Genomic DNA, 10405 nt, shown 5'->3' with positions numbered 1-10405 from the left:
ACAAGCGGACTGCAACGTGGCAGTGCGCCGCCCAGACCCCCGGCCCGAAGGGTTGCCCCCAGACGGGGCGTCTGCGGCGTTGTCGGTGCGAGGCAAGGCAGATAGCCTTGCCTCGCACCTCCGCCTTGCATCCCTCCCCGTCTGTGGGCAACGCGAGGGCACCAATAGCGTTAACAGGCCCTAGGGAACGCCCGGTCACTCCGGTCGTCATAAGATGAATCCATCCTTGCCACAGCGAGCACTCTCATGGCGACCAAACCTCTGAAAATCGGCATTTCGGCACGCATCGACCATCCCCAGCCCGGGCAGGCCGGGCTGCGCAGCAAAACGCTGCAGTATCTGGAGCAGTCGGTCGCGCACTGGGCCATGTCGCGCGATGTGCTGGTGTTCATGGTGCCCACGGTGGCGACGGGCGGCGGCATTGTGCGCAGCAATATCCGACTGAGCGACTACGCCGACGCGCTCGACGGCCTGATTCTCCAGGGCGGCTCGGACATGAGCCCGCACAGCTACGGCGAGGAACCGCTCAAGCCCGAATGGGCGGGCGACCCGGTGCGCGATGGCTATGAGATGGAACTGCTGCATGAGTTCATCGAAGTGCGCAAGCCCGTGCTCGGCATCTGCCGCGGCGCGCAGCTCATCAATGTCGCCATGGGCGGCACGCTCTACCAAGATCTGCCCACGCAACTCACCCACAGCCACACCCAGCATCTCAGCGACGCCTACGACCGCCATTTCCACCCGGTGCGTTTCACCGAAGGCGGCCTGCTGGCCCGCCTCTACCCCGAAGTCGATCCGGGCACACTCAACATCGTGTCGGTGCATCATCAGGCGGTACGCTCGCTCGGCCGCGATCTGGTGGTGGACGCCATCAGCCCCGAAGACGGCCTGCCCGAAGCCATACGCGGCACCGGCCGCAACTTTCTGCTGGGCCTGCAGTGGCACCCGGAATTCCATCACCCGTCCAACCCCGAGCTGCTCGACTGCACCCCCATCCTCGACGAGTTCCTGCGCAACGTGCGCAAGCGCCGCTGGTAATGCGCAGCGCCTGACAAGCCTGAAAGACACTCACCATGCAGACGCACACCCTCGCCCGGCTCTGGGTGACTGCCCAGTTCGGGCTGCTCGCCCTGATGTTCGGCTGGCCCGCGCCGCATTGGCGCCTGAGCTGGCCCGCGCTCGCGCTGCTTGCAGCCGGCGCGGTGCTGGTGCTCTGGGTGTTCTGGCACAACCGACCGGGCAATTTCAACATCGTGCCCGAACCACGCCAGGGCGCGCATCTGGTGACCACCGGGCCTTACCGCTGGATGCGCCACCCCATGTACGTCGCGCTGATTCTGTTCATGGCTGGCGTCGCCACAGCGGCGCACAGCCCGGTGCAGTGGGCGCTGTGGATCGCGCTGGGCGTGGTGCTGAATTTCAAGGCGGCGATGGAAGAGCGGCTGCTCTCAGGCGTCTGGCCCGACTACGCCGGTTATGCGCGCGTCACCCGCCGTTTCATTCCTGGCCTCTGGTAAGGCCGCAGCCAGCAGAAACGGGAACGCCAGCCCACCGCATACCGCCTGCAGCAACATCGCGCCCAGCGCGCTCCAGCCCGGCAGAAAGCTCCAGCTCGGGCTGAACGCCACCGCCGCCAACGGCAGCAACAGCGCGGCCACACAGAGTTGATAGAAGCGCCAGCGCATCAGGTCTTGTCGCTGCATCTGGGCGCAGCGCACCTGATGAAGCCCGAGCACAAAAGCCAGCGCGGCGGCCAGGGTCAACAGCCCCACCCCGCCTTGCCCCGTCGCCCAGGCCCAGACGGCGAGCAGCGCCACGCCTGCCGCGAATCCCAGCCGCGATCGCCTGCGCCCTTGCGCCGCAGCCCGCATCAGCACCGCCATCAGCCCGAACAAGAGCGCCACGCGCCACAGCGCGGAGCGGTCTACGGCGAGATACAGGCAGGCCCATTGCACAGTAAACAGCGCTCCGCCCCAGAGCGCGGGCAACAGCCAGAGCAACAGCATGGCCCAAGCCACCGCAATAGCCGCCTGAAACAAGGCCGCCACCTGCCCGGCCGCGTGCTGCACGCTGCCATACTGCAGCAGCCAGCACAGCAGGGCGCCACTGAGCATCCCCAAAGGTCGGGATTTGAACGCAATAGGGGCAGAAACAAACGACATGCGTCCATTGTGACTGAACCCAGCCGACAAACGGCTTGTGAGACACGTCAAACCACACATCACGCAACTCTGCTGCAATGAAGCCACTTTGCTGATCTGCCCCACGCCATGAACTGGAACTCTCTCGCGCAATTCATCCATCTGCTCGCCGTGGTCATCTGGATCGGCGGCATTCTTTTCATGGATGGCTTTCTGGCGCCCGCGCTCAAACGCGCCATCGCGCAGGCCGAGCCGCGTGCTCGGCTGCTTTATGGACTGTTCCGTAATTTTTTCGCCGTGATCTGGGGTGCGGGCGCGTCGCTGGTCATCACCGGCTACGGCATGGTGTTTTTGCGCGGCGGGTTTGGCGTGCTCAGCTCAGCGCAATGGGTAATGGTGGTGCTGGGCAGCCTCATGGTGCTGCTCGCGCTATATATCTTTTTCGTGCCCTTCCTGCGCATGCACAGCGCCGTTGCGCGCAGCGACTGGGGCGCGGCCTGCGCGCACGCCGCGCAGATTCGCGCCCTGTCTGCGATCAACATCGTGCTCGCCGTGCCCACCATTCTGTCGGGCGTCTGGGCGATTTTCGGCGCACCGTTCTGACGCGGTGCGCCGCGGGCCCTGAATCAGCGTTCAGCCCTTTTTCGCCTCGCGTTCGGCGGCCAGGGTGGCGGCCACGCCAGGACGCGCTTCCATGCGCGCCTTGTAGCGCACCAAGGCGGGCCAGGGCGACAGATCCACGCCGACAAAACCGGCCCAGGTCAGGATGGTGTAGAGATAGGCATCGGCCACGCTGAAGCCGCTGGGCAGCAGGTAGTCGTGTTGGCCCAAGGTCTGGGCGATCAGGGCGAAGCGCTCGGCCAGCCTGGCCTTCTGCGCGGCGATCAGGTCGGCGCTGCTGGCCGGGTTGAACAGCGGGCTGAACTGCTTGTGCAACTCGGTGGAGATGAAGTTCAGCCATTCCTGCAACTGATAGCGCGCCAGCGTGCCGTTGGCCGGGGCGAGATGCATCTCGGGTTTGCGATCGGCCAGGTATTGCACGATGGCCGGGCCTTCGGTGAGGATGGTGCCGTCGTCGAGTTGCAGGGTAGGCACATAGCCCTTGGGGTTGATGGTGCGGAAGTCGCGCCCATCGCTGGTCTGCTTGGTCTTGAGATCGACCTTGACCACGTCATGCGGCAGGCCGAGCTCGTGCAGAACGATGTGCGGTGAGAGCGAGCAGGCGCCGGGGCTGTAGAAAAGCTTCATATCAGAGTCTCCAGGAAGTATCGCCGCAGTCTTGTTGCCTTGGCGACGGGGAGTCATCGTAAGTCGGGGCGCGGTTTTCTGCAGGCGCTGCCCAACTCACGCCGGGGCCGTGGTGCGGGCCTGTTTCGCCAGTTCGACCAGGGCCGCGCGGGCGGCCTCGGCGTCGAGCACGGGCTCGGGGAAGTTGACGCGCAGCACATGGCCGTCGGCGCGCACGTCGAAGCCATCGCAGTCGATGCCGACCATCGCCGCGTCCAGTACCTCCACGCCATGCACATGGCGGCAGTATTCGCGCAGGTTGTGCGCATGGTCGGCGTTCATGTGCGCGAGGATGCCCTCCTCGGCAGCGGCCAGCGCGGGCGCGGCGGGCGGGGCGTAACGCTCGGGGCGAATCCAGTGGATCTTGCCGAAGCCGCCGATGAAGCGCACGTCTTCCACCCGCAAACGATAGAAGTGAAAGTCGTGCATGGCGAAATAGCTCTCGGCCTGCGGCAGGTAGCGCAGGTAGCGCGCACCGAAGCCCGCCTTGTCGGGTAGGCGTTCAGCGCGGCCGACCAAAGTGACGCGGCCAGCGGCCTGCATGTCTTCGGCGCAGGGATGCACGATGAGGCTCACCCGCGGGTCGGCGTCGATGTTCTTGGTGTGTTCGGCCAGGGTGGAAATGAGAATGACGGGGTGTCCCTCGTGGTCGAGCACATAGGGCGAGACCGAGCCGAAGGGAAAGCCGTCCAGCCGCTTCGACAGCGTGGACAGCACGCCATTTTGATGATTGCGGACAAACAGACGGGCCTCCTGGCCCAGGGCAAGCGCGCGTTCGGTATCAGCCATGATGCCGTTCCTCTATGTTGTTGATGCGATTGCAGCAGCCTAGCCTTAACCTCGGCTGAATGCGCTCTGAAACGGTCTTTATGACCGTTTGTGGCCGTTCGCGACCGTTTCACCCGCCCGGGTTTTGCACATCGCGGGCTTCGATGATGTCGCGCAGCCAGTAGATCAGCACCACGCCCGGCACGGCTGCGACGACGGTGAAAAGATAGAAGTTCGGCCAGCCCAGCGCATCGACCAGATAGCCCGTGGCCGGGCCGACATACACCCGCCCCACCGCCGACAGCGCCGACAACAGCGCAAACTGCGTGGCGGAAAAGCGCACATCGCACAGCGCCGACAGCAGAGCGACAAACGCCGCCGTGCCCATGCCGCCGGTGAAGTTTTCCACGCCGATCGCCAGACCCATGAGCGCCAGACTTTGCGGCGAAATCGCCAGCACCCAGTAGGCCAGATTAGAGGCGCCCTGCAACACGCCGAACAGCAACAGCGCCCGCCACAGCCCCAGCCGCGCCTGCAAGGCCCCGCCCAGCAGCGCGCCGACGATGGTGGCGACCAGCCCCATGCTCTTGTTCATCAGGCCCACATCCGCCGGGCTGAAACCCACGCCGCGAATCAGAAAAGTGGTGGACAAGGCCCCGGCGAAGGCGTCGCCCAGCTTGTAAAACACGATAGCCAGCAGCAAGACCCAAGCCCCCTTGCGGCTGAAAAATTCTTGCCAAGGCTCGACCACCGCCTCGCGCAGGGTGCGCGGCGGTTTGGCATGCAGCGGCGGGCGCGGCGCCCACAGAGTGACGAGGGTGAGCACGAGCATCAGCCCGGCCATGAGGGCGTAGATGCCGCGCCAGCCGGTCACATCGGTGGCGAGCCATAGCGCCAGACCGCCCGAAACGATCATCGCCAGCCGGTAGCCCAGCACCAGCACGGCGGCCCCGGCGCTGCGCTCGGCGGCGGGCAGCACATCGGTGCGATAGGCGTCGATCACGATGTCTTGCGAGGCCGAGAAAAACGCCACGCCCACGGCTAGCAGCAGCAGCGGCACGGCACGCGCGCTGGCGGCGTCCACGCCGAGCCGCTCGGCGGCATGCACCAGCCCCGGCCAGGCTGCTGCCTGATCGGGGCCGGGCACGCCGACAAAGGCCATCAGACCGAGCATGGCCGCCAGCAGCAGTTGCGCCAGCAGCAGCCAACCACGCCGCCGCCCCAGCCAACGCCCCCAGAACGGCACGGCATAACGATCCATCGCCGGCGACCAGAGGAACTTGAACACATAGGCCTGCCCGACCAGGGTGGCAAAGCCGATGGCCTTCAGGCTCAGCCCTTCGACCGTGAGCCAGGCCTGCAACGTGCCCGCCGTCAGCGCCAGCGGCAGCCCTGAAGAAAACCCGAGCAGCAAGACCGCGGCGATGCGGCGGTTGCCGAAAACCGCCCAGGCCGAAACTGCGGGCGGCGTGTCGTTCATGGAATCTGCGGGGGCGGACATCGAGGGATGAAAGCATTAGGCCAGGGCGCAGGATACCCAAGCCCCGCGCTCAACCCGGCGCCATCTCTCCCGGCAGGGGCCAACCCAACAATTCGGCCAGACGATTGACCACCCATTGCGCTTCCGCAGCGTTCACGCCGGAGTCGGGCGTGCACAGGCCGCGCCACACCCGCAACAGCACATCATCGTCGGTGACGTGCAGGCTGGACTTGATCTCCGCGGCGTGCTCGGTCAGCATCGTGGCGAGGTCTTCGCAGAACTCATAGCGCGCGGTGATGACCTCGCGCGGCGCGCTGGGGCGGCTGCGGTGCGGCGCCAGATAGAGCGCGATGAACGAGGGCGGAACGACGAGCTGCGAGTCGTTCAGGCTGAAACCGCCCCCAGACTCGCTGCGCTCGTTTCCCCCCGAGGGGAGGTCAGTTCCTTCGGAACGGCCGTGCGGAACTGACATTACTCGAACCCGACGACCGGATGCGGCTGATACGGCGCCTCCAGCGCCGCCCGCTCCTCGGCGCTGAGCGAGACCGACAGGGCGGCCACGGCGTCGAGCAGATGCTGCGGCTTGGACGCGCCGATGATGGGCGCGGTCACGCCCGGCGTGTCCAGCACCCAGGCCAGCGCCAGTTGCGCGCGCGGCACGCCCCGTTGCGCGGCCAGCTTGCCCAATGCCTCGACGATGTCGCGGTCGTTGTCCTGTGTGCGCGCGAACAGTTTGGCGCCGAACGCGTCGCTGGCGATGCGCGGGGTGTGTTCCCCCCAGGGCCGCGCCAAGCGACCGCGCGCCAGGGGGCTCCATGGCAGCACCGCCACGCCTTGATCGCGGCACAGCGGCAGCATCTCGCGCTCTTCCTCGCGGTAGAGCAGGTTGAGTTCCGGCTGCATGCTGACAAAGCGCGTCCAGCCATGTTGCCGCGCGACCTGCTGGGCTTTGGCGAACTGCCAGGCGAACATGCTCGACGCGCCGATATAGCGCGCCTTGCCCGCCTTGACCACGTCGTGCAGGGCCTCCATGGTTTCTTCGATGGGGGTGTGCGGATCCCAGCGGTGGATCTGGTAGAGATCGACATAGTCCATGCGCAGTCGTTTCAGGCTGGCATCGATCTCGAACAGAATCGCCTTGCGCGACAGGCCGCCGATATTGGGTGCCTGCCTCGACGGAAAGCGCACCTTGGTCGCCACCACGATCTCCTCGCGGCGGGTGAACTCGGGCAGCACGCGGCCGAGAATCTCCTCGGAGGTGCCGTCGGAATAGGAATTGGCCGTATCGAAAAAGTTGATGCCCAGTTCCACCGCCTGCCGAATCAACGGACGGCTGGCGGCTTCATCGAGCGTCCAGGGATGATTGCCGCGCTCGGGCACACCATAAGTCATGCAGCCCAGACAAATGCGCGAGACTTCAAGGCCGGTATGGCCCAGTCGGGTGGTTTTCATAGGGGTTTCTTTCAAAGTGTGCGGGCCTTCACATCTATAGCCACCCGGTATTTTGCGGCGTCTGCAAACCCCCCGCACAACGCGCGCGCAAGGGGCCGTCTGCGGCCAGCGGGTGGCGCTCGGAGTCGGCTCGATTATTTGGGCCAATTACTTGGGCTGAGTTGTGTTGCGGTTTGGAGGTGCATCACAGCCCGCCCGAGTTGGCCGCGCTGTCGAACAGCTTGGTCATCAAGGATTTCGACAGGCAAGCTGCGGCTTTTTTTGGAAAACTCTCCCGGCAGTTTCCAGCCAGAAAAAACAGCTTCGACCGCATGATCGCTGCGCATGCCATCTCCTTGGGGATCACGTTAGTGACCAACAACGCCGCCGATTTTGCGCTTTACGTCGATGCCGGGCTGGTCGTCGAGAACTGGACGACTTCCGCCTGACGCAGAAGACTTGTGTTGTCGTTCCACTGCAGGGCACCGAACCTCGGCTGGGTCTGCTGTTGCTTTCTTCGGCGGATCGTTGATAACCAGACGCTTCCAACCGACCGGCGCAGGGCCACGAGTGGCTTGCGGCATTCTTGCCGCCGTATTCATATTCATTTATATTGGGAGCCAAGCATGTCCCGAACAACGACCACGACCATGACGGTGCGTCTCAGCGGGCCACTCAGTGAATTCGTCGCCACCAATGTGGGCGAGCAAGGTGATTACGAGAACATCAGCGAATACATGCGCGACCTGATCCGCCGTGACAAGGCGCGCAAAGAGCAAGAAGCATTTGACCGGCTAAAGGCCGAGCTGGCCCATGCCTTCGCCGCCCCGGAGAGTTCGTACCGCCCCCTATCTGCCGCCGAGGTGATCGCGCGCAACCGGGGCTGACGGCGTGGCCCAAATTCGGCTTCAGGAAGCGGCGTCCTGGAGATTCGACGAGATCTACCGCTACACGCGCGATCGCTGGGGTACGGAACAAGCCGACCGCTACATCAACGGGCTGTTCGAGGCTTTCGACGGCATCGATTCCCACCAGACCCATTCCAAGCCTATTCCCGCCGACTTTGGCATTGAAGGTTATTTTTTCCGCTACGAACGGCATTTTGTCTATTGGCGCCGCCTCTGGAATGGGGACATTGGCATCGTGACCCTCCTGCATGAGCGGATGCACCAGATCGACCGGTTCCGGGACGATTTCGGCTTGTAGTTGGACTGGCCGACAGAAATCAGCATCACCACAATGTGCCGAAATTCAAACATGACGCTGCGTGCATCTCGTTTGCCACGGCTTAGTTGTCTATCGGCATGTGACTTAAATCAGCATCGGCGCCAAGACGCTGGTCTCCGCCGGCCACCCCTGCAGACTGGATCAGCGTATGGGCATCGCGCGCCAGCAGCGCCACGACAACCGACAGCAGCACGACCACGCCGCTATGTCCGAGTGAGAAAAACAGCCCCACCGCCACCGGGCGCTGGCCGTCTTGGCGCAGCTTGCGGGTGACGTTGTCGATGGCGGCGATGTGGTCTGCATCGAAGGCGTGGCGCAGACCGAGAAAGTAGGCCAGCGCACCGATACCCAGCAGCGCCGGATGGCCGGGCAGCAGCGCCAGCAGCCAACCCCACGCCGCGACATGCAGTGCCAGCAGGGTGAGGCCCGTGGCGGTGAGGGCGCGCCGGTCGAGTCGGCCCAAGCCCGGTCGGTTGGAGGTCGGCATGGTCGGAAGGTGCAAGAGTCAGCCCGCCTGTAGCAAGCCCTTGGTTTCGATGAACTGCACCACGGCGTCCAGTCCGTCCAAGGTCTTGAGGTTGGTCATGGCGTAGGGTCTGTTGGGACGCATGCGCTCGGTGTCGGCGCGCATCACGTCGAGGTTGGCGCCCACATGCGGAGCGAGGTCGGTTTTGTTGATGACGAACAGGTCGCTTTTGGTGATGCCGGGGCCGCCCTTGCGCGGAATTTTTTCGCCGCCGGCCACATCGATGACGTAGATCGTCAGGTCGCTGAGTTCCGGGCTGAAGGTAGCGGCCAGGTTGTCGCCGCCGCTTTCGATGAACACGATGTCGGCATTCGGAAATTGCTCCAGCATGCGGTCGACCGCTTCGAGATTGATCGACGCATCTTCGCGGATGGCGGTGTGCGGGCAGCCGCCGGTCTCCACGCCCAGAATGCGCTCAGGTTCGAGCGCGCCCGCCACGGTGAGCAGGCGCTGGTCTTCCTTGGTGTAGATGTCGTTGGTCACCACAACGAGGTCGTAGCGGGCGCGCATCGCCTTGCACAGCATTTCGAGCAGGGTGGTCTTGCCCGAGCCCACCGGGCCGCCGATGCCCACGCGCAGCGGCGGCAGGCGCTTGGTGCGATGGGGAATGTGATGCAGCGGTGAGGCGTTGGCAGTGGTGGAGGGGTGTGCGCTCATGATCGGAACAGTCGGGAATATTGGGTTTCGTGACGGCTGCTGAGAATGGCCAGCAGGGGCGAGAAGCTCTGCCAGTCGTCCATACGGTGTTGCAGGTTTCGTGCCTGCGCCACGGCGGCGGGAATGTCGGGCGCAAGCGCGGCGAGCAGGCGCTGCCCCGCGCTCTGGCCCAACGGAACCGCCCGCAGCGCCGCCTGCACTTGGTTCTCCAGCCAGGAGAAGGCCAGCGCGTGCGCCATCTGTTCGGCGTCCAGCCCCAGGGCCAAGCCAGCCAGGGCGAAGGCCAGCGGCCAGGCGGGCGCGGGTTCGAGTTGAGCAGCGAGCGGCAGTGCGGGATGGTCGGGGCGCAGATTGCGTAGCCACTCCAGCATGGAGCGGCCCATCTGCTGGCTTTGCTGGCGCAGCTCAAAGGTTTCGCGCGTGGCCAGCACCCAGGTCTGCACGGCGCGCAGCGCTGCGAGGTCTGCTGCAGACCAGGCCGCATGCGCGGCGCAGGCAGCCGGCAGTTCGCTGCGCGCAAGCGTGAGCTGCAACTGACCGCGCAGCCAGGCCAGTGTCTGCGCTTCGTCGGTGACGAAGCCCGCGTCCACCGCCGCTTCCAGCCCCTCGGAATAGCTGAACCCACCCACCGGCAAGGCGGGGGAGGACAGCCACATCATCGCGAGTTGCGGGGCGGGGCAGGCTTGCGGCTCAATGCCCATGGGAATGATCGTGACCCTGCCCGTGATGGTCGTCGTGCGCATGCGCATGGCCGTGCCCATGATCGTGCCCATGCTGCCCATGCCCGCCGCCCTCGCCATAGGCCCCGGCCTCGGGCTCGAACGGGGCCTCCATCTCGGTGACGATCAGGTGCATGCGGCGCAGCATGTCGGCCAGCACCGGGTCGGG

At 65.2% G+C, this 10405-nt stretch carries 14 protein-coding genes and 2 pseudogenes; 6 read left to right on the top strand and 10 right to left on the bottom strand.

The features are described 5' to 3' along the window. Positions 1 to 246 precede the first annotated feature (246 nt). Positions 247 to 1038: a gamma-glutamyl-gamma-aminobutyrate hydrolase family protein gene (locus B7X30_RS14495; RefSeq protein WP_013107359.1), complete on the top strand. Its 792-nt coding sequence runs from the start codon at positions 247 to 249 to the stop codon at positions 1036 to 1038. A 35-nt stretch (positions 1039 to 1073) separates the two neighbouring features. Beyond that, positions 1074 to 1517, top strand: a complete 444-nt coding sequence (locus tag B7X30_RS14490; protein ID WP_286731527.1) for a methyltransferase family protein — start codon at positions 1074 to 1076, stop codon at positions 1515 to 1517. Here B7X30_RS14490 and B7X30_RS14485 read toward each other — a convergent pair. After that, on the bottom strand, positions 1449 to 2162 hold the full coding sequence (locus tag B7X30_RS14485; protein ID WP_286731525.1) for a hypothetical protein: 714 nt from the start codon (positions 2160 to 2162) through the stop codon (positions 1449 to 1451). The genes B7X30_RS14490 and B7X30_RS14485 overlap by 69 nt on opposite strands. A 108-nt stretch (positions 2163 to 2270) precedes the next feature. Here B7X30_RS14485 and B7X30_RS14480 point away from each other — a divergent pair, with 108 nt between their 5' ends. Next, positions 2271 to 2744 carry a hypothetical protein gene (locus B7X30_RS14480; protein ID WP_286731523.1) on the top strand — a complete coding sequence of 158 codons (474 nt, stop codon included), beginning with the start codon at positions 2271 to 2273 and terminating at the stop codon, positions 2742 to 2744. 30 nt (positions 2745 to 2774) lie between these two features. Here the strand turns inward: B7X30_RS14480 and gstA are convergent, their stop codons facing one another. The 5 genes from gstA to B7X30_RS14455 all read right to left on the bottom strand — a co-directional run bounded on the left by gstA (position 2775) and on the right by B7X30_RS14455 (position 7128). After that, complete coding sequence (gstA, locus tag B7X30_RS14475; RefSeq protein ID WP_286731522.1) at positions 2775 to 3389, bottom strand: glutathione transferase GstA; 615 nt, start codon at positions 3387 to 3389, stop codon at positions 2775 to 2777. A gap of 96 nt (positions 3390 to 3485) precedes the next feature. After that, complete coding sequence (locus tag B7X30_RS14470) at positions 3486 to 4217, bottom strand: HugZ family pyridoxamine 5'-phosphate oxidase (RefSeq protein ID WP_276707547.1); 732 nt, start codon at positions 4215 to 4217, stop codon at positions 3486 to 3488. Between the two features lie 109 nt (positions 4218 to 4326). Beyond that, entirely contained in the window at positions 4327 to 5676 is a 1350-nt protein-coding gene (locus tag B7X30_RS14465) for an AmpG family muropeptide MFS transporter (RefSeq protein ID WP_013124405.1), read from the bottom strand. A 70-nt stretch (positions 5677 to 5746) separates the two neighbouring features. After that, complete coding sequence (locus tag B7X30_RS14460; protein WP_286731521.1) at positions 5747 to 6148, bottom strand: ATPase with chaperone activity; 402 nt, start codon at positions 6146 to 6148, stop codon at positions 5747 to 5749. After that, on the bottom strand, positions 6148 to 7128 hold the full coding sequence (locus B7X30_RS14455; RefSeq protein ID WP_286731518.1) for an aldo/keto reductase: 981 nt from the start codon (positions 7126 to 7128) through the stop codon (positions 6148 to 6150). The genes B7X30_RS14460 and B7X30_RS14455 overlap by 1 nt, the downstream gene beginning before the upstream one ends. Positions 7129 to 7160: 32 nt before the next feature. Between B7X30_RS14455 and B7X30_RS14450 the strand changes: the two genes are divergently transcribed. From B7X30_RS14450 to B7X30_RS14440, 3 genes are all read left to right on the top strand, one after another. Further along, positions 7161 to 7556 (top strand): type II toxin-antitoxin system VapC family toxin, encoded by a 396-nt coding sequence (locus B7X30_RS14450; RefSeq protein ID WP_286731530.1) that lies wholly within the window; start codon positions 7161 to 7163, stop codon positions 7554 to 7556. A gap of 201 nt (positions 7557 to 7757) precedes the next feature. Beyond that, positions 7758 to 7994, top strand: a complete 237-nt coding sequence (locus tag B7X30_RS14445) for a ribbon-helix-helix domain-containing protein (RefSeq protein ID WP_286731516.1) — start codon at positions 7758 to 7760, stop codon at positions 7992 to 7994. A gap of 4 nt (positions 7995 to 7998) precedes the next feature. After that, positions 7999 to 8313, top strand: coding sequence for a type II toxin-antitoxin system RelE/ParE family toxin (locus tag B7X30_RS14440; protein ID WP_013107399.1), 315 nt, complete (start codon positions 7999 to 8001; stop codon positions 8311 to 8313). Positions 8314 to 8494: 181 nt separating this feature from the next. Here B7X30_RS14440 and B7X30_RS14435 read toward each other — a convergent pair. The 4 genes and pseudogenes from B7X30_RS14435 to B7X30_RS14420 form a co-directional block, all read right to left on the bottom strand. After that, positions 8495 to 8821, bottom strand: a pseudogene (locus tag B7X30_RS14435) (HoxN/HupN/NixA family nickel/cobalt transporter); the annotation flags it as partial. 18 nt (positions 8822 to 8839) lie between these two features. Beyond that, positions 8840 to 9517, bottom strand: coding sequence for an urease accessory protein UreG (ureG, locus tag B7X30_RS14430; protein ID WP_286731514.1), 678 nt, complete (start codon positions 9515 to 9517; stop codon positions 8840 to 8842). Further along, positions 9514 to 10218, bottom strand: a complete 705-nt coding sequence (locus tag B7X30_RS14425; protein WP_286731513.1) for an urease accessory protein UreF — start codon at positions 10216 to 10218, stop codon at positions 9514 to 9516. Before B7X30_RS14425 ends, ureG begins: the two co-directional genes overlap by 4 nt. After that, positions 10208 to 10405, bottom strand: a pseudogene (locus B7X30_RS14420) (urease accessory protein UreE); the annotation flags it as partial. The gene B7X30_RS14425 and the pseudogene B7X30_RS14420, both read right to left, overlap by 11 nt.

The sequence above is a fragment of the Thiomonas sp. 13-64-67 genome (genome assembly GCF_002282795.1).
Lineage (GTDB): Bacteria > Pseudomonadota > Gammaproteobacteria > Burkholderiales > Burkholderiaceae_C > Thiomonas > Thiomonas arsenitoxydans.
Note: the sequence above shows the minus strand (reverse complement) of the source record. Positions and strands in the feature narration are given on the sequence as shown.

Coding starts and splice junctions, on each gene's coding strand:
- B7X30_RS14480 (WP_286731523.1), top strand. CDS start 2,271: ATGAACTGGAACTCTCTCGCGCAATTCATCCATCTGCTCGCCGTGGTC.
- B7X30_RS14495 (WP_013107359.1), top strand. CDS start 247: ATGGCGACCAAACCTCTGAAAATCGGCATTTCGGCACGCATCGACCAT.
- gstA (WP_286731522.1), bottom strand. CDS start 3,389: ATGAAGCTTTTCTACAGCCCCGGCGCCTGCTCGCTCTCACCGCACATC.
- B7X30_RS14470 (WP_276707547.1), bottom strand. CDS start 4,217: ATGGCTGATACCGAACGCGCGCTTGCCCTGGGCCAGGAGGCCCGTCTG.
- ureG (WP_286731514.1), bottom strand. CDS start 9,517: ATGAGCGCACACCCCTCCACCACTGCCAACGCCTCACCGCTGCATCAC.
- B7X30_RS14485 (WP_286731525.1), bottom strand. CDS start 2,162: ATGTCGTTTGTTTCTGCCCCTATTGCGTTCAAATCCCGACCTTTGGGG.
- B7X30_RS14425 (WP_286731513.1), bottom strand. CDS start 10,218: ATGGGCATTGAGCCGCAAGCCTGCCCCGCCCCGCAACTCGCGATGATG.
- B7X30_RS14460 (WP_286731521.1), bottom strand. CDS start 6,148: ATGTCAGTTCCGCACGGCCGTTCCGAAGGAACTGACCTCCCCTCGGGG.
- B7X30_RS14465 (WP_013124405.1), bottom strand. CDS start 5,676: ATGAACGACACGCCGCCCGCAGTTTCGGCCTGGGCGGTTTTCGGCAAC.
- B7X30_RS14455 (WP_286731518.1), bottom strand. CDS start 7,128: ATGAAAACCACCCGACTGGGCCATACCGGCCTTGAAGTCTCGCGCATT.
- B7X30_RS14490 (WP_286731527.1), top strand. CDS start 1,074: ATGCAGACGCACACCCTCGCCCGGCTCTGGGTGACTGCCCAGTTCGGG.
- B7X30_RS14445 (WP_286731516.1), top strand. CDS start 7,758: ATGACGGTGCGTCTCAGCGGGCCACTCAGTGAATTCGTCGCCACCAAT.